The organism is Shewanella kaireitica (genome assembly GCF_023284045.1).
Classification (GTDB): domain Bacteria; phylum Pseudomonadota; class Gammaproteobacteria; order Enterobacterales; family Shewanellaceae; genus Shewanella; species Shewanella kaireitica.
In genome coordinates this window covers 44,105-66,981 of sequence record NZ_JAKIKQ010000004.1, presented here as the reverse complement: position 1 = coordinate 66,981, position 22,877 = coordinate 44,105, and the positions used below count along the sequence as shown (strand labels likewise).

19 protein-coding genes are annotated in these 22,877 nt (G+C 43.6%); 13 read left to right on the top strand and 6 right to left on the bottom strand.

The genetic code is table 11. The features are described from left to right. Nucleotides 1-24: 24 nt before the first annotated feature. The 5 genes from L2730_RS07440 to L2730_RS07420 form a co-directional block, all read right to left on the bottom strand. Nucleotides 25-690, bottom strand: a complete 666-nt coding sequence (locus L2730_RS07440) for a riboflavin synthase (RefSeq protein WP_248974021.1) — start codon at nucleotides 688-690, stop codon at nucleotides 25-27. A 4-nt stretch (nucleotides 691-694) separates the two neighbouring features. Continuing rightward, the gene (gene ribD / locus L2730_RS07435) at nucleotides 695-1,816 is read right to left on the bottom strand and encodes a bifunctional diaminohydroxyphosphoribosylaminopyrimidine deaminase/5-amino-6-(5-phosphoribosylamino)uracil reductase RibD (protein ID WP_248974020.1); all 1,122 of its coding nucleotides are present in this window, start codon (nucleotides 1,814-1,816) and stop codon (nucleotides 695-697) included. Nucleotides 1,817-1,863: 47 nt separating this feature from the next. Continuing rightward, complete coding sequence (nrdR, locus tag L2730_RS07430) at nucleotides 1,864-2,313, bottom strand: transcriptional regulator NrdR (RefSeq protein WP_020911503.1); 450 nt, start codon at nucleotides 2,311-2,313, stop codon at nucleotides 1,864-1,866. Nucleotides 2,314-2,431: 118 nt separating this feature from the next. Beyond that, nucleotides 2,432-3,688, bottom strand: coding sequence for a serine hydroxymethyltransferase (glyA, locus tag L2730_RS07425; RefSeq protein ID WP_248974019.1), 1,257 nt, complete (start codon nucleotides 3,686-3,688; stop codon nucleotides 2,432-2,434). Between the two features lie 322 nt (nucleotides 3,689-4,010). After that, on the bottom strand, nucleotides 4,011-5,630 hold the full coding sequence (locus L2730_RS07420; RefSeq protein WP_248974018.1) for a DUF3943 domain-containing protein: 1,620 nt from the start codon (nucleotides 5,628-5,630) through the stop codon (nucleotides 4,011-4,013). Nucleotides 5,631-5,958: 328 nt separating this feature from the next. Here L2730_RS07420 and ettA point away from each other — a divergent pair, with 328 nt between their 5' ends. From ettA to L2730_RS07355, 13 genes are all read left to right on the top strand, one after another. Beyond that, on the top strand, nucleotides 5,959-7,626 hold the full coding sequence (ettA, locus tag L2730_RS07415) for an energy-dependent translational throttle protein EttA (RefSeq protein ID WP_248974017.1): 1,668 nt from the start codon (nucleotides 5,959-5,961) through the stop codon (nucleotides 7,624-7,626). Nucleotides 7,627-7,878: 252 nt separating this feature from the next. After that, nucleotides 7,879-9,096 (top strand): hypothetical protein, encoded by a 1,218-nt coding sequence (locus L2730_RS07410; RefSeq protein WP_248974016.1) that lies wholly within the window; start codon nucleotides 7,879-7,881, stop codon nucleotides 9,094-9,096. Between the two features lie 157 nt (nucleotides 9,097-9,253). Beyond that, nucleotides 9,254-10,372 carry an acyltransferase family protein gene (locus tag L2730_RS07405; protein ID WP_248974015.1) on the top strand — a complete coding sequence of 373 codons (1,119 nt, stop codon included), beginning with the start codon at nucleotides 9,254-9,256 and terminating at the stop codon, nucleotides 10,370-10,372. A 48-nt stretch (nucleotides 10,373-10,420) separates the two neighbouring features. Further along, the gene (locus L2730_RS07400) at nucleotides 10,421-11,488 is read left to right on the top strand and encodes a shewanella-like protein phosphatase (RefSeq protein WP_428848444.1); all 1,068 of its coding nucleotides are present in this window, start codon (nucleotides 10,421-10,423) and stop codon (nucleotides 11,486-11,488) included. Nucleotides 11,489-11,806: 318 nt separating this feature from the next. Continuing rightward, complete coding sequence (locus L2730_RS07395; RefSeq protein WP_248974014.1) at nucleotides 11,807-12,910, top strand: efflux RND transporter periplasmic adaptor subunit; 1,104 nt, start codon at nucleotides 11,807-11,809, stop codon at nucleotides 12,908-12,910. Continuing rightward, the gene (locus L2730_RS07390) at nucleotides 12,911-16,018 is read left to right on the top strand and encodes a multidrug efflux RND transporter permease subunit (RefSeq protein WP_248974013.1); all 3,108 of its coding nucleotides are present in this window, start codon (nucleotides 12,911-12,913) and stop codon (nucleotides 16,016-16,018) included. Between the two features lie 203 nt (nucleotides 16,019-16,221). Beyond that, nucleotides 16,222-16,707: a VOC family protein gene (locus L2730_RS07385; protein WP_248974012.1), complete on the top strand. Its 486-nt coding sequence runs from the start codon at nucleotides 16,222-16,224 to the stop codon at nucleotides 16,705-16,707. 221 nt (nucleotides 16,708-16,928) lie between these two features. Continuing rightward, nucleotides 16,929-17,261, top strand: a complete 333-nt coding sequence (locus L2730_RS07380; protein ID WP_248974011.1) for a hypothetical protein — start codon at nucleotides 16,929-16,931, stop codon at nucleotides 17,259-17,261. Between the two features lie 60 nt (nucleotides 17,262-17,321). Further along, entirely contained in the window at nucleotides 17,322-17,549 is a 228-nt protein-coding gene (locus L2730_RS07375) for a hypothetical protein (protein ID WP_248974010.1), read from the top strand. A 58-nt stretch (nucleotides 17,550-17,607) separates the two neighbouring features. Continuing rightward, nucleotides 17,608-18,147, top strand: coding sequence for an MAPEG family protein (locus tag L2730_RS07370; RefSeq protein ID WP_248974009.1), 540 nt, complete (start codon nucleotides 17,608-17,610; stop codon nucleotides 18,145-18,147). 369 nt (nucleotides 18,148-18,516) lie between these two features. Continuing rightward, the gene (locus tag L2730_RS07365; RefSeq protein ID WP_248974008.1) at nucleotides 18,517-20,028 is read left to right on the top strand and encodes a hypothetical protein; all 1,512 of its coding nucleotides are present in this window, start codon (nucleotides 18,517-18,519) and stop codon (nucleotides 20,026-20,028) included. A gap of 279 nt (nucleotides 20,029-20,307) precedes the next feature. Beyond that, a complete protein-coding gene (locus L2730_RS07360) occupies nucleotides 20,308-20,487 on the top strand; it encodes a hypothetical protein (protein WP_248974007.1) in 180 nt (59 codons plus the stop codon). Nucleotides 20,488-20,606: 119 nt separating this feature from the next. After that, complete coding sequence (locus L2730_RS07355) at nucleotides 20,607-21,080, top strand: LabA-like NYN domain-containing protein (protein ID WP_248974006.1); 474 nt, start codon at nucleotides 20,607-20,609, stop codon at nucleotides 21,078-21,080. A gap of 54 nt (nucleotides 21,081-21,134) precedes the next feature. On the opposite strand, the gene L2730_RS07350 is transcribed toward L2730_RS07355, so the two are convergent. Then, nucleotides 21,135-22,877, bottom strand: a complete 1,743-nt coding sequence (locus tag L2730_RS07350; RefSeq protein WP_248974005.1) for a glycogen synthase — start codon at nucleotides 22,875-22,877, stop codon at nucleotides 21,135-21,137.

The window sequence follows — 22,877 nt, the reverse complement described above, 5'->3', positions numbered from 1 at the left end:
GTTAAAATAGTCTTAAGCCAGTTTTTATCTTAAAAACCCTGAGCGAGCTAACAAATCCATAGTAACTTCTGACTTTGGTTGCTCTGCTTGCTGCTCTGATGAGTAACTCATCAATCTTTCTAAGTGTCGGGCAATAAGGTCTACTTCGATATTGACGCTATCCCCTGCTTTTAAATCTATTAGCGTTGTTTCGCCTGCGGTATGAGGCACGATGGTCAATCTAAAACGGTGCCCTTGCACCTCATTAACCGTCAAGCTGACACCATCGATTGTGATCGAACCTTTATGAGCAATATAGCGACCTAACTCAGCCGGAGGCGTCAGCCAAAACTCTATGGCTTGGCCGCGTACTTGTCTATCATCAACATGAGCGATGCCATCAACATGGCCGCTGACCATATGCCCACCAAGACGAGTTGTCGGAGTGACCGCCTTCTCTAAGTTTACCGCGGTACCTACGGCGTAATGAGCAAATCCTGTTAAACTAACCGTTTCGGCAGATATATCGGCAACATAACCATCAGCTAAACGCTCAACAACCGTTAAGCACACACCATTGGTCGCAATACTATCACCTAGCTTTACATCTGACAGGTCAAGCTTGCCACTTGCGACGGTCAATCTAATGTCATCACCACGGCGTTCTACTTTGCGCAGATGGCCTACCGATTCAATAATTCCAGTAAACATAAAGTTAGTTACTCATTCTTAATGTTAAGCGGGTATCTTTACCCACTTTTCGTTCATCTATTACATCAATACTTGGGATCTCTGACATTTTCTCGAAATCAGGCAGCGCGAGCAGATCTCTGCCTCCAGCACCAAGTATCTTCATCGCTTGATATAAAATTATTTCATCAACGCAATGACTCGCTACAAATGCCCCAGCAAGAGTCGCCCCCGCCTCCACGAGCACTGAGTTACAAGTTTCGCCTAACAGTGTAAGTAAAGCCTGTAGATCCACTCGATTATCTTTCGCTGGCAAAACTTGATAACTCACATGAGCAGGCCATTGAGATTTTACTGATTCTGGATAGTCGCGAGTACTCACCAGTAAAACAGGGTTAGTAATACTAAACATATTCAATGCAGCCCCAAGCCTAGCTTGGCTGTCTAATATTACACGCAAAGGCTGATACACTTCTGCTGGTGCGATCTCATTTGATAAAGATCCCAGCTCACTGTGACGTACATTTAAACTTGGGTTATCGGCCAAGACGGTTTCAACACCAGTGATGAGTGCACAGTGCCTCGCACGAACTCGCTGCACATCTCTTCGAGCCTCAGGACCTGTAATCCATTTTGACTCACCGTTAGATAATGCCGTTTTACCATCAAGGCTAGCGGCTAACTTAACCGTTACCCATGGCAAGCCTTGCTGCATACGCTTTAAAAAACCAAGGTTAACCTGCTTAGCAGCATCGGTTAGTAAACCAACATCAACCTTAATTCCTGCTTTTTGCAACATGGCTATGCCGCGGCCCGATACTTGCGGATTAGGGTCCGTAACAGCAACGACAACTCGGTTCACTCCGGCCTCAATGAGTGCTTTAGCACAAGGAGGAGTGCGGCCGTAATGGCTGCAAGGCTCAAGAGTAACGTAGGCGGTTGCGCCTTTGGCGTCATCACCTGCCATATTAAGGGCGTAAACTTCTGCGTGGGGACCGCCAGCGCGAATATGATAACCCTCACCGACAATAACGCTATCTTTAACGATGACGCTGCCAACACACGGATTGGGTCTGGTGGTGTAGAGCCCTTTTTGTGCTAACTCAATAGCGAGGCTCATCATTTGATTGTCTTCAGTTGACCACATAATGTAGCGAGTTCCGATTGATCAATTAAGCTAATAAATGGGTACGACTATTTCTGTAAGTTAGCAATAGCTTCGCCAAACTCTGACACATCTTCAAATGCGCGATAAACCGATGCAAAACGGATGTAGGCCACTTTATCGAGATTAACCAATTGGTCCATCATTAGGTTACCAATCATCTCTGATTTGACTTCACGTTCGCCAGTTGCACGCAGTGTTGATTTAATCTTAGTTAAAGACTGTTCAATTTGATCCATCGATACCGGTCTTTTTTCTACCGCTCGAAGCATGCCGCCACGGAGCTTTTCTTCATCGAAAGGCTGTCGGCTACCATCTTGCTTCACCACTCGCGGCATAACAAGTTCAGCACCTTCAAAAGTAGTATAACGCTCATGGCACTGCACGCACTCTCTACGACGACGTACTTGATGACCATCAGCGACGAGTCGAGAGTCAATCACTTTAGTGTCTGTTGCGCTGCAAAATGGACAATGCATCTGGCCTCCGGTCAGTTAATAAGTGGAACAAAATACTGGTATCAAATTTGGCTGAAATGCCAACAAAAATGGCCGCATAAATGCGGCCATTAAAGTTTACCTGATTTAACGCTTAAGGTTAACCGTAAACAGGGAACTTAGCGCACAATTCAAGAACCTGCGCTTTCACTCGCTCGCTAACAGCAAGATCAGTAATGTCATCAAGGACGTCACACATCCAGTTAGTCAGCAATACTGACTCTTCTTCACCAAAACCACGACGGGTAATAGCAGGAGAACCAATACGCAGGCCTGATGTTACAAATGGTGAGCGCGGGTCGTTCGGCACTGAGTTTTTGTTAACCGTAATGTTTGCATTACCAAGTGCAGCGTCAGCATCTTTACCCGTCATATCCTTGCTGATCAAATCAAGCAAGAATAGGTGGTTATCGGTACCGCCAGAAACAACATCATAACCACGCTCAATGAAAGTGCGTGCCATTGCTTTTGCGTTAACAACCACTTGCTCTTGGTATGTTGTAAATTCTGGATCTAGTGCTTCTTTAAATGCAACCGCTTTAGCAGCGATAACGTGCATTAAAGGACCACCTTGGCCACCTGGGAATACTGCAGAGTTAAGCTTCTTGTAAATAGCTTCATCATCAATAGCTGATAAGATCAAACCGCCACGTGGGCCAGCTAATGTCTTATGGGTTGTAGTTGTCACTACATGCGCATGAGGCAATGGGTTAGGATAGATACCAGCAGCGACAAGACCTGCAACGTGAGCCATATCGACAAATAAGTAAGCACCTACTTTATCTGCGATTTCACGGAACTTGCCCCAATCGACGATACCTGAATATGCACTGAAACCTGCAATAATCATTTTAGGCTTATGTTCAACAGCTAAACGCTCAACTTCAGCGTAATCAATTTTGCCTGTTGATTCGTCAATACCGTACTGAACAGCATTGTATAACTTGCCAGAGAAACTAACGTGTGACCCGTGAGTTAAATGACCACCATGAGCAAGGCTCATACCTAGTACGGTATCGCCACCCTCTAGAAGTGCCATGAATACTGCCGCGTTAGCCTGTGAACCAGAATGTGGCTGTACGTTAGCGTACGTTGCGCCAAACAACTCTTTTGCGCGTGAAATCGCTAATTCTTCAACAATATCAACATGCTCACAGCCGCCATAATAACGCTTACCAGGGTAACCTTCGGCATATTTGTTAGTAAGCTGAGTACCTTGTGCTTCAATAACGCGAGGGCTGGTATAGTTTTCTGAAGCAATGAGTTCGATGTGCTCTTCTTGACGACGAGTTTCATCTTCAATCGCTGCAAACAGTTGTGGATCGTAATCCGCGATATTCATGTCTTTTTTCAGCATTATTCACTCCAGCTGTAAATTCTTATAGTAGGGTTGCGCGGTATGATACAGCGCAATTGATCACAATCCCAGTATTAGAAACATGAAATTACTTGCATTTAAAGGTGAGAGGCGTTTAAGGGAGCTAAAATAGTAAACATGAACAGCGTCAGCAATTGTATTACATAGCAAAAATACCTTTACCCTATCGATTCATTACCTTGCGGTGTAATCACAGAAAACTCTGTTCTAAAAATTAGCCGGCTACCAACTTGTTCACTCATTTTAGCCAACCTACAAAGAATCGGCTGCTCACCCGTTAATCTCTATGTCCGTGGGGATATTAGTATTTATAAGCAAGCTTCAAACTCGTGCGGTTTTCACTATCATCATTTCTGAACGAAACAGACGAATTATCAATACCTACCAGCTTGCCTGTGCGGTCAATGCGTTCGTAATGCACACTGATCTCAAAACTTTTAGCAATAGGAACACCCAAGTAAACCTCATAACGATCCCGTGCATCCTTGAAATCTAAATCACTCTTATTAGGGTTCCAATCGCTGCTGCGGTTAAACTCTTTATCGTCAATCGAATCCCAACGTTGCGAGGTCACTTTTAACCCTAAGAGCAATTCTCTGTAACTGGCTTCAAACTTAACTTTTGCGGTATGTCCCAATCCATAAGCGTAACCCCCTTCCCAGAGTACCGACTTAGTCCCCCAAAACTGCCCCCCTGCAGCACGATAGCTTTTTTCCGCAAAGGGTTTAACCATACTAAAATCACCAAATATATCGCCGCGGATACTGATCGCAAAATCAGCATTTTCCCACTCACTACCAACCGACAAACCGATTACATTTATCGCCGCAAAAAAATCCTCTTCATCTTCTTGGCCTAAACTTGAGTACTCGATGCCCATTGAGGGGCCAACAAACCAACTATGTCCCCATGACTCACGGGAACCTGTCATCGGTTTAACCTGTTGAGTATATCCACCTAGAAAAAGTGAAGAAGACAACTGCCAATCTTCAATCCCCTCTTGAGAGATCCCCAACTCCATATTGAGTTCTACCTGACTTGGCGTCGCAGACAGTGCATCGTATTGCCCTTGTATGCTATCAATACTCGCATCGACACCGAGCAATACCGTCGAAGTCGAAATATCCTCAGCTTCTTTAATTGAATGAAGTACGCCAGTGTATATATCGAATCTATCTTGCGCTTTTTGTCTGTCAAAGCGATTAGGGCTGCTATAACCAAACCAACCGCGTATTGCGCGCGAAGGATTAAACACTGCAGCAAAGGTCGCAGGTACCCAGCCTTCTTTGGTATCAAGCATCTCGCCCAATTGAAAAAAGCTTTCTCCCAATACTGAACCGCCAAATGTAGTCACAATCTGGTCATTAATGCTCACAACCTCTTTGTACTCAGCAAATACTTCCCATATTCCAGATGCTATAAAATTACCAAGCATAGACTCGTAATAGTTGAAGTTATAGTTACGAAAAGCTTGGTGGTATAACGCGCCCGCATAGGCATGCCCCCAATTCATACCAATTTCGTTATCATCTAACTTCCAAGATTCGGTAGAGATAATACGGTCCACAAAATACCGTCCAGCATTACCTTCAATCTCATAATCAAAGTCTTGCTTCATGCTCTCTTCACCAGACTGATAGAGCAACTCTCCAATAACCAATACAGTCGTTATTTCCGCAAGCGCGCCCCACCAATCCTTTTCTACTAACTGAGGAAGCGTTATTGCATTGTCTAGTGGTGATCCTTCATCGCTGGTAGAAAATGCCGCTGAATCGTCGCCATCGATATCAGCGTCAGCTTTTAACATTGATGAAGGAAGTGGGGATACTAAAGACGTAAAATCATTACTCTCAACCGCAAGTAACGGAGGGCTTAGCGCCAAAACAGCAGCACTCAATACTGCATATTTTTTGATATTCAATTTATTCCCTTAAATAACTAATTTAAATCGCTGCATACTACGCCCAGCGATGATTTTCTTATTGTTAAAATTGACCCGCCAATAAATGTAACAATAATGCTACATTTATTTAAGGTAAATAGCAGCAATTCCAGATACACTTTTACTCACTTAGCGTAGGCAATGCCTTTATGGTTCCAAAGCGTCACAGCCCGATGACAACGGCTTACTAAACTCATCTATTGAACGATTGAGTGTTTGTACATCTTAAGGATTAGCCAAAGATCAGATTTAAGTTCTGCGGCGATTCGAGTAGAATCGTCGCCATTCCCAGTCAAAGAGAAATAAAATGGCTCAGTTTGTATACAGCATGCTTAGAGTGGGCAAGATTGTTCCGCCAAAAAAGCAAATTTTAAAAGATATCTCCTTAAGTTTTTTCCCAGGTGCCAAAATTGGTGTCTTGGGTCTAAACGGTTCAGGTAAATCAACGCTACTTCGCATCATGGCTGGCCTCGATACCGAGATCGAAGGTGAAGCAAGGCCAATGCAAGATCTTAAGATTGGTTACCTACCACAAGAACCTAAACTCGATCCGACCCAAACAGTGCGCGAAGCGATTGAAGAAGCTGTTTCTGATGCTAAAAACGCACTGGTACGTTTAGATGAGGTTTATGCGCTTTACGCAGAGCCAGATGCTGATTTCGATGCGCTAGCTAAAGAACAAGGTCAGCTTGAAGCCATCATCCAATCACAAGATGCACATAACCTTGATGTGGTATTAGAACGTGCAGCCAATGCACTTCGCTTACCAGATTGGGATGAAAAAATTGAAGTACTCTCAGGTGGTGAACGACGACGAGTTGCAATTTGTCGCTTATTACTTGAAAAGCCTGACATGCTGCTACTCGATGAACCGACCAACCACTTAGATGCTGAATCTGTTGCTTGGTTAGAGCGTTTTTTACAAGACTACACTGGCACAGTTGTGGCGATCACCCACGATAGATATTTCCTCGATAATGCAGCGGGTTGGATTTTGGAACTCGATCGCGGCGAAGGGATCCCGTGGGAAGGCAACTACTCCTCTTGGTTAGAGCAAAAAGACGCGCGTTTACAACAAGAGTCTGCAACCCAGAGTGCTCGACAAAAAACCATTGCTAAAGAACTCGAGTGGGTACGTCAAGGCGCCAAAGGCAGACAGTCTAAAGGTAAGGCTCGTATGGCTCGTTTTGAAGAGCTTAATACCAATGACTACCAAAAGCGTAACGAAACCAACGAGCTGTTTATTCCACCAGGGCCACGTTTGGGTGACAAAGTTATTGAGATCAATAACCTGACTAAATCATACGGCGACCGAGTACTGATTGATGATTTAAGCTTTTCGGTGCCTAAAGGCGCAATCGTTGGTATTATCGGCGCTAACGGTGCAGGTAAATCTACGCTGTTCAAAATGATTTCAGGCGCAGAGCAACCTGATAGCGGCAGTGTTGAGTTAGGCGAATCGGTACAAATTGCCTCGGTTGAGCAATTCCGCGATTCAATGAACGATAAAAACACTGTCTGGCAAGAGATCTCCGAAGGCCAAGACATCATGCGTATTAACAATACCGAGATCCCAAGCCGAGCTTATGTTGGCCGCTTTAACTTCCGTGGTGGCGATCAGCAAAAAATTATTGGCACGCTATCGGGCGGTGAACGTAACCGTGTGCATTTGGCTAAGTTATTACAAGCTGGCGGCAACGTATTACTACTCGATGAACCAACCAACGATTTAGATGTTGAAACCTTGCGTGCACTTGAGGAAGCGTTATTAGAGTTTCCAGGTTGTGCCATGGTTATTTCCCATGACCGTTGGTTCTTAGATAGAATTGCGACGCACATTCTTGATTACCGCGACGAAGGTAAGGTTAACTTCTACGAAGGTAACTACACCGAGTACTCAGCATGGCTGAAAGACACATTAGGCACTGATGTAGTCGAACCACATCGTTTGAAATACAAGCGTATGACTAAATAGTCACTGTCGCGCCCCAAATCAAAACAGAGACTTCGGTCTCTGTTTTTGTTTCTACCAACCTGTTTGTCACGCCAGTTCTCCACCATCCGTCAAATTAATAGCAGAACAATGCACAATCTAATTGTATAGTTAATTTAACTGAGTTAGCATACTTTATACATTATACATAAAAGGTTGTTCTTCGATAATTTGTTGTATTTTCGAGGCTACAAAAGTTGGTGATTCAGTGAATAATTTTAAACGGAGTTTTCAGTGAGATACGGTTTAATTCCCCTTGCGGTTATTTGTTTATTCTCGAGCAACTCATTTGCAACATTAAAAGTGATAACCCCTGCCGAGGAAGGTCTGTTTGAGCGAATAGAGAGCCAATATGATATAGACTCTGAGCTGATCTCTGTTAATGATAAATTTTCACAATTAAATAAGCGCTCCTACGATATCCAAGAATTGAAAGATAAAATCGCGCTTAATCAAGCGCAGTACCAAAAGCTTATTACTCAGTTGCCGAAGAAAATTTTAGCCAAAAGTGATATGAGTGATTTTTACGCAAAAATAGAAGGCAATATCAATTCAACTGCTAACTTAACCCTAAAAACAGAAATTGATTCTGCTGCACTAAAACGACAAAGCCTTACGATTCAGGAAGAGTTCGAAGCGGTAAATAAGCGTAGGCTACAGAAAAGCCAGCAACTATTTGAACTCAAAACTGACATAATCAACCGATTAATCAGCGATCTCTCGAAAACCACAAGTAACCACCCCGTTAATATTAGTGGCTCTACAAAATGTTCTAAGTTTCAATCAATCACTGATTGCTTAAAAGAATCCAAAAGCCAGATCCTGTCGAGTACTCGCAATAAATCACCATTCTTAAACGACAAAAGCGTTTTACTTTCTTATCAAGTTGTTGATGCCAATATGAATATGGCTGGAGATCTGCGCTATAAAGTAGCAATGAACTTTAAGCCCTCTTATAACAGCAAAATAGATACGGTTCTAAACGAAAAGCTAGGCTTGCGCTCGGCAATGGTGACACTCGTCAGCAACGTGCCAGCAGATTGGTTTATCAATGGTAAAAAAATCGGTTCAGGTAAAGAGCTATTTCATGAAATACCGCTAGGTAAGCATGGCATTTTGGCTTCATACCAAAATAATGATAAATCCAGCGTAGAAAAAATCGAAGGTAACGGTGTGTTCAGCTATAACTTCAAAGATAGTAAGCAGCCAAAAGTACTCAAAGTGAGCAATAGTGTTGAGCGATTACCCAGTGTGGAAGTGGCAAAAGGTAATATCAAACCTAAGAAAAAAGCCAAATTCACTCTGCTTGCCGATAACACAACAATACCAACACCTGAGAAACAAAAACAGACAAACACAGAATCAGAAAAAGGCTATGAGTATTTCATCGGCGTTACACCGTCATCAAAGCAACAGAATATCGAATTTACCAATGAACCTATTAATAAATAACCTAGGGCAGTAGCCTGTTTTTGCCTAGCTCGCTAATCAAAGAATAAGCTAGGCTAAGCTGCATTCACGTCATCGTTGTATTTTCACAACAAAATAACTCTAATTATGAGATGCTAAGCGTTAAATCAGTGAATTAACAATAATAAGAACCAAAGCCATGGATGAAAAACTCACTCAAGCTCAAGGCAACCCCACCGTCTCAACAGCAGAGCCTGTCGGGACAGAAAAGAAGCCCAAAAAATTCTTAAATAGTATTAACCACTTCCGCGGTATCGCTATTATTTTCATTGTGATGGCACACTGTTATCGACCAGCGGGATGGGAAATTGAAACATTCGCCGACAAAGCTTGGTTTAACTTGATGATGAACGGCACCGTATTTTTTGTCTTCATTTCAGGGTTTCTGTTTCACCATGTGTTTTATCATCGCTGGGACTACAAAAAGTATATGAAAAGCAAAACAAAGTTTGTTTTTCTACCCTATTTATTACTATCACTACCATGGATCGTTTGGCACTTGACTGTTGGCACTGACCCAGCATTTCATGTGCTCTATGCTGATATTACAGCACCTGCTCAAGCTGCTAGTTGGTATGTTATCACCGGACGCACCCTAACTGCTTACTGGTATATCCCTATGGGAATGATGCTGTTTGCGCTGTCTCCTTGGGTAATGTATTTGATCAAAAAGCAGCAGGTGATGCACTGGGCTCTGGTACTGCTAGTGATCGCTATTTTAGTTCACAGGCCTATTTCAAACCTCAATGCTATTCAATCACTAGTCTATTTCTTACCTTGCTACTTATTGGGGGTTTGGGGCTCAGCTCATCGCGACAAACTGTTTCCATTCATCGATAAATATTGGCTATTAATGCTGGTTGCAGCTATTGCACTCGCACTGATTCAAGCGCAATTTTTTGGCGCTGGAGTGCTCAACAAAGCCCCGTTTGAAATGACCGTTCCCGATCTAATGTTGCCGCAAAAACTGTTGCTAACTTTAGTTATATTGGCACTACTCAATAAGTTTGAACATATCTCGATTGCTCCATTACAAAAACTGGCTGAAGTCAGCTTTGCAATTTACTTTATCCACCCGTGGCTCACCACCCCGTGGTGGATGATATATGACAGCCCAGATCTGTTTGGGCTTGCAGGCAAGGGCAATATCTTTACCACACTAATCGTCACCCTCTTAGTAGTTGCTATCTCCTATATGATTGCATTATTAATTAAAAAATTGATGAGTAAGCGCAGCCGCTACCTAATTGGTTGGTAATCGCTAATCCTATAACCCAACAATAATAAAAGAAGTAATATAGAAATGATGAATGATATTTTTCGCCCTGTAATACTTGGGCTGGCATTAATTACCACTGCAGCGATGTCAAATGACAAGGCTGAATTTGATGGCCCTTATGTGATAACACCTGCATCATCAAGCCAAAGTACTGCTTACTGGGTGTGTAACAACAACCTCAAAAGCACCTCTGTTATAGAGCAGCAGGTGAAGCGGCCAGAAAGCTGTGGCCAACTCCCTCAAGCCACCATTTCAGCAGAGATAAAACAGGTAATGCCTGATACATACTCTGGTATTAAAAAAGTCGTCGCCTTAAGCGATGTACATGGCCAATTTGATGTGCTTATTACATTACTGACAAACCAAGAGATTATCGATGATGAAGGCAACTGGGCTTTTGGTGATGGGCATATGGTAATGACCGGTGATATCTTTGATCGTGGCCACCAAATAAATGAAGTGCTGTGGTTTATGTATAAACTCGACCAACAAGCAAGGGATGCTGGCGGCATGGTACATCTGTTAATGGGTAACCATGAACAGATGGTACTCGGTGGAGACTTACGTTATGTACATAAGCGTTATGATGTTGCAGCAAAACTGCTCGACCGCTCCTACGACAAACTTTATGGCGCCGATACAGAAATAGGTCAATGGCTCAGAAGTAAAAATACCATAATAAAAATCAACGATGTACTTTATATGCATGGTGGGATCAGCAGCGAATGGATCAGCCGAAACCTAACATTAGCGAGAGCCAACAAACTTTACAGACAACATGTGGATGCTTCAAAGCAATCACGTAAAGCTGATGATGAGCTTAACTTTTTATTCTTTGGCAATGGCCCTACATGGTACAGAGGTTACTTTTCAGAAGAATTTACCGAAACTGAACTGGACACCATACTCAACCATTTTGATGTTAAACATATTGTCGTCGGCCATACATCTCAAGAACGAATTTTAGGACTGTTTAATAATAAAGTGATTGCTGTTGATACCAGCATCAAAAAAGGTCAATCAGGTGAACTGCTTCTGTTAGAAAACGGGCAGCTTACACGTGGCTTATATAACGGTAACCGTGAGAATTTATAACCAGCACCAATAACGACATAACACCAGTGGCCAAATTACAACGGAGTAACCCACTGGTGAAAAATGCAACTATGCATAACGTCGCGAGAGCTAAACCTTATCGTTAGAAGCTAATTAAAGCACTTTGCACTTTAAATAAAGCCAACAGATGAAAACAGAAAGATCATTCCACCGCTATAAATGTTAAAAGACGATCTTTTAAGTTAATTAACTGTAAATAATTAAATGCTAATTTTCTTTACTTTACATTGCTTTACCCTACTCTAGCTGTTTTTTTTCTAAAATAGGGGCAACTTTGGTAGCGTTAAGTAGTCACTCATGAAAGCATCATCTTTTGTAATCCCCATCTTTCTTATATTAGCGGGCGCGCTAACATATAGCACTCTATCTGAAGCAAAAAGACCTGCTAAAAATGAGCGAGCAGTGCGCACGGTTCCGGTAATCACCGGTATTGTCGATCAGCATGAGTTAGCTCAGTCCCTTTCTCTTGTTGGTAAACTCGATGCAGAGGAGTCTGTCTTCATCGCACCGCAGATTGCTGGCAAGATCCGCTCAATTAACGTCAGTTCAGATCAAGATATCACAGCTGGTCAACTGTTAGTTCAGCTTGATGATGCCAAAGCTCAAGCCGCACTGGCAGAAGCTGCTAGCTACCTAGCCGATGAGAAACGTAAGCTCACCGAATTTTCAAAACTGATTAGCCGTAATGCCATTACTCAAACAGAGATTGATGCCCAAAAAGCCAGTGTCGACATGGCAACCGCTAGGCTCGCCGCAGCGCAAGCCGACCTTGATTATCATTATCTAAGTGCCCCTTTCTCTGGCACTGCTGGTTTAATCGATTTTAGCCAAGGAAAAATGGTCACCGCGGGCACAGAACTGCTGACTTTGGACGATCTATCTAGCATGCGTTTAGATCTACAAGTACCAGAGCATTACCTCGCCATGTTAAGCCCGGGCATGAATGTGCTAGCCACCAGCAGAGCATGGCCAGATACCCAATTTGCCGGCAAAGTGACGGCTATTGATTCTCGTGTCAACCAAGACACTCTTAACCTTCGGGTAAGAGTGCAGTTTGACAACCCTCAACATCACCTAAAACCTGGCATGATGATGTCAGCAACCTTGGTATTCCCTAGTGTCTCAGAACCTGTGATTCCAGTACAAGCACTTGAATACTCAGGCACCAACCGCTTTGTATATGTCGTCGGTGAGGACGGGCTCGCCAAGCGCACTAAAGTTACCCTAGGTGCACGTATCGACAATGAAGTATTGATCACCGATGGCCTAGCCATTGGCGATAAAGTTGTAGTTCAAGGGCTGGTTAATATGCGTGATGGCTTACGGGTTGAAGATCTCACTAATTCAGCAATAGCTAAAGATGCTGAACAACAGACAGAGCAAGCACGAGGTAGCATCTAAATGTGGTTATCAGATGTATCCGTTAAGCGCCCTGTTGTCGCCATTGTTTTAAGCTTATTACTGTGTGTCTTTGGTGCAGTCTCGTTCAGTAAACTCGCTGTTCGTGAAATGCCAGACGTTGAAAGCCCTGTTGTTACTGTGATGACAACCTATGACGGTGCTTCGGCAACCATCATGGAAAGCCAAATCACCACCGCATTAGAAGATGAACTCACCGGTATTAGTGGTGTCGACCAAATAGAATCAGTGACCCGGAATGGCATGAGCCGCATTACTGTAACCTTTTTCTTAGGCTGGGATCTTACCGAAGGTGTCAGTGACGTGCGTGACGCCGTTGCGCGTGCTCAACGTCGACTTCCCGACGAGGCAAACGATCCTATCGTATCAAAAGATAACGGTACTGGTGAGCCATCGGTCTACGTAAACCTTAGCTCATCCATCATGGATAGAACTCAGCTTACCGATTATGCCCAACGTGTACTTGAAGACCGCTTTAGCTTAATTAGTGGTGTAAGCAGCGTCGACATTTCTGGCGGCCTATACAAAGTGATGTACGTTCAGCTCAAACCTGAACTTATGGCAGGTAGGCAAGTTACCGCTAGCGACATTATTAAAGTACTCAACCAAGAGAACGTCGAAACACCCGGCGGTGAGGTCAGAAACGACACCACTGTAATGGCAGTAAGAACCGCAAGGCTATATCAAAACCCAGAAGACTTTGATTATTTAGTACTGCGCCGTGCAAGCGACGGTACGCCAGTCTATTTAAAGGATGTTGCCGATGTCTTTATTGGTGCAGAAAATGAAAACTCTACCTTTAAAAGTGACGGTGTGGTCAACATCAGTTTAGGTGTTGTGCCGCAATCAGATGCTAACCCGCTAGAAGTAGCCCAAGATGTGCACAAAGAGGTCGACCGCATTCAACAATTCCTGCCAGAGGGCACCAAACTTATTGTTGATTATGACTCTACCGTATTTATCGACCGCTCAATTGATGAAGTGTTTAACACTTTAGCCATCACTGCCCTACTGGTGATATTAGTTCTTTATATTTTTATCGGACAAGCCCGTGCAACCCTTATCCCGGCTGTCACAGTGCCGGTATCTTTGATATCCGCTTTTATTGCAGCCAATAGTTTTGGCTTTTCAATTAATCTATTGACCTTAATGGCGCTTATCCTCTCGATTGGCCTAGTGGTCGATGACGCTATTGTGGTGGTTGAGAATATCTTCCATCACATCGAAAAAGGTGAGCCGCCTATTCTGGCAGCCTACAAAGGTACCCGAGAAGTTGGCTTTGCTGTTGTGGCAACCACCGCGGTATTGGTAATGGTATTCTTACCAATCTCGTTTATGGAGGGTATGGTTGGTCTACTGTTTACTGAGTTCTCAGTCATGCTAGCAGTCTCAGTCATCTTCTCTTCAATTGTGGCACTCACCCTAACCCCAGTGCTGGGCAGTAAGTTATTAAAGGCCAATGTAAAGCCAAGCCGTTTTAACTTGTGGGTTGAAGCTAAATTCGCACGGCTAGAACAGCTCTATCGCCGAGTCGTTAGCAAAGCAGTGTCATTAAGACTGGCCGCGCCTTTAGTCATCATCGCTTGTATTGTCGGTAGCGGATTCTTGATGAAACAAGTCCCAGCTCAACTTGCCCCGCAAGAAGATAGAGGCGTAATATTTGCCTTTATCAAAGGCGCTGAAGGCACCAGTTACAACCGTATGGCCGCTAATATGGAGATAGCAGAGAAAAAGCTAATGCCACTGTTAGGCCAAGGCGTCGTCAAATCTTTTAGTATTCAAGCGCCCGCTTTTGGTGGCCGTGCTGGCGACCAAACTGGCTTTGTGATTATTCAGCTAGAAGACTGGAATGAGCGAACTGTTAATGCCCAACAAGCACTGGGGGTTATCGCCCAAGCGTTAAAGGGGATCCCCGACGTAATGGTGCGGCCAATGCTACCAGGCTTTAGGGGCGGTTCCAGTGAGCCTGTGCAGTTTGTTCTTGGTGGCTCTGACTATAAAGAGTTATTCAAATGGGCAACGGCATTAGAGGAAGAGGCACTCTATAGCCCGATACTAGAAGGCCCGGAAATCGACTATAAAGAGACCACACCAGAGCTCGTGGTCACCGTTGACCGTGAACGTGCAGCTGAACTAGGCGTTAGCGTTGCAGAGGTGTCTGAAACACTTGAGGTGATGTTAGGTGGTCGCAGTGAAACCACGTTTGTAGAGCGCGGTGAAGAGTATGACGTGTATCTTCGTGGTGATGAAAATAGCTTTAATAGCGTGGCGGATCTAAGCCAGATCTACATGCGCTCAGCTAAAGGAGAGCTTATCACCCTAGATACCATCACCCATATTGAAGAGGTCGCGTCAGCGCAAAAACTGAGCCACAACAACAAGCAAAAGTCGATAACCCTTAAAGCTAACTTAGGTGAAGGCTATACCTTAGGTGAAGCGCTAGACTTTCTAGATCAAAAAGCCATTGAGATGCTGCCAAGTGATATCTCCGTTGCTTATACCGGCGAGTCAAAGGACTTTAAAGAGAACCAAAGCAGTATATTCATGGTATTTGGTTTAGCTTTACTGGTTGCTTACTTAGTGCTAGCCGCACAATTTGAAAGCTTCATCAACCCATTAGTGGTGATGTTTACGGTACCAATGGGTGTTTTCGGTGGCTTCTTAGGACTCTATTTAACTGGACAAGGACTAAACATCTATAGCCAAATAGGCATGATAATGCTGATTGGTATGGTGACCAAAAACGGTATTCTAATCGTCGAGTTTGCCAATCAACTCAGAGACAAAGGTTTAGCGATAGAGCAAGCAATTATTGACGCCTCAGCGAGACGTCTACGTCCTATTCTGATGACTGCATTCACGACGCTAATTGGTGCTATACCACTCATTATGTCTACCGGCGCAGGCTCTGAGAGCCGTATCGCAGTGGGGACAGTGGTATTCTTCGGTATGGCATTTGCTACATTCGTTACCTTACTTATCATACCCGCCATGTATCGATTGATCTCTGGCGCAACCAAATCGCCAGGATACGTCGAAGCACAGCTAGATAAAGCAATTGCTGAGCAGGCGCTAAAGCAACAGCAATAGCGAAAGCACTAACAGCAACATTCATCTAAAAGGGCTTATCATTACTGATAAGCCCTTTTTACATCTCAATTCAGTCGAACAGGTTTTATAACGAAAAGTTATTGTTTTTATAAAATTTGATAATTTCTATAAATGGTAACTCCCCCCTATAATTCTTCCATCGAAACAAACAAGCAATTACACAGCAGAATTTGAGGTAAGTTATGAAGATGAATCATATAGGCATCATGGTTGGTAACATGGATCAAGCCGTTGAGTTTTACACTAAAGCACTTGGTCTTAAAGTCGTCATGGGAAATACTCAAGTTAAAGAAGAGCGCGAAACCGCAATCGGTAGAATGTGCGTAGCAGTATTTGGTGAAGGCTTTAAAGGTTTCAATATCGCTCACTTAGTGACTACCGACGGTATTGGCGTAGAGCTATTTGAAATGAAACAGCGCCAAGAGCGTCATGAAGTAGACTTCTCACGTATTGGGATCTTCCATTTCTGTTTGCAAACAGATGACTTCCACGGTGTTATCGAACGTACTCAGCAGCTAGGCGGGAAAGTGCGCATGGACATCATGCGTTACCACCCTGAAGATGACAGCAAGCAAGCTAAAATGGTCTACCTAGAAGACCCATTTGGAAACCTGTTTGAGTTGTACTCGCACACTTATGAAGAAACCTACGCGTCTGATTACGAATAAGTATTTTGGCGACTTTGCAGTAAGAGGGTTGGCTATATGCCAGCCCTTTTTTATATTTGTACTAACCTAAATTAAGTCAGATCCTTATGGCCGCTGTTTCAGCGTCAATGACTCAAAAACACGTTATCGAAAGTTGAAAAACTGATAGCGCTGAGAGCTAGCCATAATGACTATCCATCAGATAGTATAAAGTGGCAGGCAATTTAACAAGGAAGGAACCTATGCCGAAGTATCTCATTTTAAGTTTATTGCTGTTGAGTTGCCATGTAAGCTCCGCGGATAATTTCGAACAATTGCTGCAGAAAAATATTGCTTCCCTCAGTGAGAAAGTCTTTAAATCAGCAGATAATGAGCAGCTGTTAGATGACTATAATCAAAAAAGAATGTCATTTATTAACTTTGCCGAAGACAACGTTTTTTCATGTGGATTTATCGGCTTACCTTATCAGCCAACACCAAAAATACTGTACCAGCTAACCTATCAAACCAGCAAAGAAACTTGGACACCCTTAGCTAATAATCATAGTGTTATATCGTATTGGCAGGTTAACTAGCATGATGGATAACGTGCAAGTAGCTACTTTTGAGTTCTGCTTTAATTGACATGGAGGCACATGAAGTCATTTAGGATAATGCTAGCAATTGGGCTCATTCTGTTTGGGATAATCGAGTTAAGTGTTCAATCAATAAGCCTGTGGTGGCCAATAAGCTCATTGATTGTAGGAGTCGCTTTTTTACTGTCTTGCGTATCGTTTAAATCGAATAATCAAAGGGGGGATTGGCTTGGCGGTGATTCATCCTCTTGGAATAGCTCGAATGGCAGCGATAGTGGTGGAGAATAAGCAAGGAGCTCGCCATTAAAAAGCAATAGCTACATACATCAGTCAATTTGGAGGACAAATGGGATTAACAAGTAAACAAACAGGCGTATTTAAGGGGATGGCTGCGGCAATGCTGACCTCAATCCTAGTGATTGTTTATGCTATGAGTGTCGATCCGTTTAATTTAGCTCAAAATAGCCAGGCTTCTCAGCGGTTATCTATCTTAGGTTTATCACTGATCTTACCAACCCTGTTTTTAATCGCTTCAATTGGACGTCTGGCTAAGTTTCGATTTTTTAGCCCTGAAGATATTGATGGCAGCGGTTTAACCGCTGGAACTAATGAAGCCCGCGTTCTACAAAGTTTGCTGCAAAATACTTTAGAGCAACTTGTTATCGCTATTGGCGTCTATAGCGCCTGGTGTCTGCTTATGCCAAGCGCTTGGCTATCTGCAGTGCCTTTATGTTCAATACTTTTCGCCATCGGTAGAATATTATTTTTCAAAAGTTATAACCAAGGTGCTGCAGCCCGAGCTTTTGGTTTCGCACTGACCTTTTACTCTACAGTGGTGATGTTCTTGGTACTCATTGGGTATCAATTGGCCCAGTGGTTCAGCTAAAACATCGCTCTAACTTAAGAGGTGTTTAACACTAAAACAGAGCGGTCTTCCCCTCCTGATTAACGCGTCATTTTTCTGGCTTTAGCTAAAAACTGGCGTAAACCTCCCAAAACCGCACCGAAACACAAAGATACCTACGTTAATATCACGTAAAGGAACCGCAAATCACACAACACAAACCGTCAAACCAACAGTTAACGCCAACAGTTAACGCCAACAGCAATAAAGCATCTTTTAAACCCAACGCAAACAGCACTTTAACATTCATATCGTTTTTTATATTTTGCAGGCGAAACTGGTAGGGTTGGCCAATTATTTGCTAATAACAGTGCAAAATAAAACATACGTAACTTTTTTAAGGTGTAACGGGTGAAAAAACAACTCTCTTTAGCAGTATCAATGGCATTAGGCTTAGCAGCATGTGGCAGCAGTGATAGCTCATCTTCACCAGAACCAGCCCCTAAATATGACTGGCAAATCATTAACCTCTATGCAGCAAACCAAAGTGATGTAGCTAAAAGTTGTGTCATTTACGACAATGCTATTGCTGAACCGCAGAAAGTCATCACGGCATCAATTGCACTTTATGGCTATAACATTCTATTTCATAACCGCGATGGTAGCGTAATAGCTAAACACACAATTAGAGCTACTGATGTGCCAAGCACTGGGATTGTTACCATTGATAGTGCAAATGTGCCTGACGGTGGCTACGTGTCACTAGAAGAGGTTGATGGCGGCATAGGCGGTAACGCGGACGTCTACATGTTCACTGTACAAAAAGAGTTACTGTCTGATCTAGTGCTTAATGTTCGTCAACCTCAAATTGGAGCCAGCTGCTTTAAAGGTAGCCAAGACTTGCCTGTAGAGACAGTTAAGGGCGCAGCGATATCAGTGCTTCAAGAGAAAAACATTAGCTATTATCAATCGAGTTATGGAGTAGATGTTGACGGCCATAGCATCTCTTCACATATCCCGGTTAAATCTGAGCTTCCCGCTAAAAAGCAGGTACTCGTCACCGCATATGAAAATGATAATAGCGGCAATGCCACTATCATGAGTCATTACGGCTTAATTCAGTCTGGGTATATCTACGATAGCAATAATCCTGGCTCAATCGTCGCCCGACCATTAACGAGTGAAAACTTAATCTATCAACCATGGGCGTCAGAAAATAACCTCAGCATTAGCCAAGGTAGCGCCATTTATATGGTTAGCAATCAAGAGACATACCTATGGCAGTCAATTTTTGAAGATAACCAAGAGTTTGCTATCGTCGATGGCAGCAGCACTCTGCAGCAATGGTCAGCCTACTTTACCGGGACTGAAACAAACTACCTTTGGCACTATCACTCTTACATGCCACTTGATGGCAGTAATAGCGCCATTGTAAATGTGCTGCCAGAAATGTATGACTTTAATGACATGGCTATTACTAGCAGTTGTAGTGCAGAAACATCTGCAGACTTGTGTATAGATACGGATAGCTTCAGGACCAATGACTTTGATCTGCAGCGCACGCAAGTCCGGTCAACAGCAACTATTGGCGGTCGTAATTTCTACCAATCTATTTATGCTGTTCCGAGTGCCCAACAAGTGTTGATGAACAGCAGTGTGGCCATCATGGATCCGAGTGAGAACAACCGTGTAGAAGTTGGTCTAACAAAATCAGATAACCTAACACAAGCACTTAGCTATATGATGGCCGAGTCAATGAACATACAAACGGCAGCTAAAGACTCACCAATAGTGCCAAATTTCACTGACACAAACGGATCCATTTTGACCTTAGCTGAAAAGACCGCGACCCATCAGACTATCCTTGGGACAAACAGCACTATGGTGTCAAACAGCACTATGGTGTCAAACAGCAAAAACTAACCTATCGCCTTAGTTAGCTCCCCCCCATTAAAAAGGACGCTATTTAGCGTCCTTTTTGTCTATTATCAACTCCGATTTTTAATATTTCGACGCTAAAACAATATAAAAAAATTAGTAAGTTAAATACCACCACCACAGCATTTAAGTCTAAAAAACCATCACTATAGAGCAATTAAAACCAACCAGACAAGCAACATCTTCACTACGGACTATAATTAACTACATCAATAGCTGGTTGAAACTAAGTGTTCTTTCACCTTCTAAGCAAAGGATATGCAAATGATTAAGCCCTCAATGCCCTCAAAAGTGATCGAAACAATCAATGTCAATGGTCAGTTTTTAGTTGATAGACGCAGACCTGAACCCGAAGATATCACTGAAAAACCGCAACTCGCAGCATATGAACGCCGCCAAGAAAATCTCGCTTATCTAGAAACAAGTATCGACGTTTGGGTTTAACTGCGGCTAATTTCAATCAAAGCCCTGCGCCTTCCTGCGGTCAAATGGCTGCATAACACTTCACTCCACTCGCTGGCTCATGTATTGTCTTGAGGCTACTTGCCAATTATGGACTCTCTGTGAAAAAAATCGCTCTGTTTGTTGATGTTCAAAACATTTACTACACCTGTCGCCAAGCCTATGGTCGCCAATTTAACTATCGAAAATTATGGCAGCACCTGGGTTATGAAGGCGAAATAACAAACGCAACTGCGTATGCGATTCATCGCGGCGATGACGGTCAGCTAAAGTTCCAAGATGCACTAAAGCACATAGGTTTTGATGTCAAACTAAAACCCTTTATCCAACGCAGCGACGGTTCAGCAAAAGGTGATTGGGATGTCGGAATTACTATCGACATCATGGAAGCTGCCAGTGAAGTCGATTGCGTTATTTTGCTCTCAGGTGACGGTGACTTTGATCTATTGATGCTAAAAATCTATCAGAAGTACGGCGTTGAAACCCAAGTCTATGGCGTACCTGGCTTAACGGCTAAATCCTTGATCGATTCAGCCAGTCAGTACCATGAAATTGATGATAGTTTACTGCTCTAATCACTATAGCTTAATGGCACCACTACACCGGTATTAGTAAAATAAAATCATGTACTAAAGGCAGTATAGCTTGTCTACATATTGCTTTGCTTGGCTATGCCAATCAAAGCGTTGCTGCATTGCTAACAGCTCCATTGCACGCCATTTGTCACTACCGTGAAGCGCTAGCGCCGCTTCAAAGCTAGCGATTAGCGCTACTCCCTGCTCATGTATGTCGCTTCCCTCAAAGATAAAGCCTGTTTCCATATGCTGCACCGTATCTTTAAGCCCACCGACATGATTGACCAAGCACAGCTGGCCTTCTCGCATCGCTAACATTTGACTAATACCACACGGTTCAAACGAGCTTGGCATCAGAAATAGCGAGCCAGATTGATACAGCGAGGAGGAGAGTTGCTCATCATAGCCATCAAGAAACACAAAGTTATTATGCTGAGCGGCGAGATCTGAAAACTCTCGCGCTATTTGCTTATCACCACTGCCTAGTAAAATAAATTGCCCATTTGGCTTTAACAACGCTAAGCGTTCAAGCATCACCTGCAGTACCGTCTTAGCGCGAAAGCTTTCGTTCGCCGCCGCGCCTGAAAAGCGATAACGTAAAATCATCACTTTTTGATCGGTTAGCCTGCCAACAGAGGTCATTAGAAATCGCGCTTCATTTGCTAGAGCAGATTGCTGCTTCGCCAACTGTGCACTGTTTTGCCACTGCTGTAATCGAGACTGCGCCACAAAGTGTTGACTGCTAACCTGCTCTTTACCCACTTGCCAGCGTAACAGCGCTGACTCAGCCTGCAGAAGCAATGCTTGCCAACCGCTTACTGAGCAATTAGCTCGCGCTGAAGGCTGGCAAACTTGGTGGTTATCAATATCAGTGTCATACATACAACCATTTAAGATCCCGATAACCCTGCCCTGCTCAAGCTTGGCCTGCAGATCTGCCTCTAATCCTTCACCGCCAAAAAAACCTTGCTCGGGTATCGAAGGTTTTAACACTTCAGTCGCATAGCTTGGTGAGACGAGATGTACTCGATCTGATAGTACGATGGCCGCTCTTAGAGGATTAACGCAATGGCGATAGCGTGGATCAACTATCGCGGCTAATTGCTGCTCATCGAGCTTGGCGGCCAATTGAGGAAACCATGCCGCCAACGATGACGCCTCATCTGCTAACGGTCTTATTCCTTGCAGTGCTAAGTTGTGAATACTGAACACGCAAGGCGTTGCAGCGAGTGCCTCAAAGCTAGGATCGAACGCCCGCAATATGGCGAAGAAGCCACAATGCCAATCATGTAGATGGATGATATCTGACGGTGGCATTATCACGCTACTTGTTTCACTAGCTTCAATCGCCTGTGAATCAGCAGTTAACGCTGTCGCAACAGCTAAACTGAACAAAGCAAACTTGCTCGCATCGGTAGCAAAAGGACGAGATGCATCGCCTTGAGAGTAGATCTCACCACCAGCATTAAACAGAGGGTGTGAGAATAGGTAGCAATAGCAATCATCAAGACTTGGATGGGCCGCCTTATAAACGCTGACTTGCTCCTCTCGCCCCGCAAAGTTAACCCTAAGCTTACAGATCTGCTTTGCAGCGATAGTATCTTGCAAAAATCCATAGCTGGGCATAGCCACATCTACTGCCACATTGTGCAGTGCCAATGCTAAAGGTAGGTCGCGCACAACATCAGCCATACCGCCTACTTTTGCGCCAGCAATGGCAGCATTTTCTGCTGCCAACATTAATACTCGCGGCCTATTTTGCTTGACGTTCGTCAGAGTTTGCTCTTGGTCTGCCAT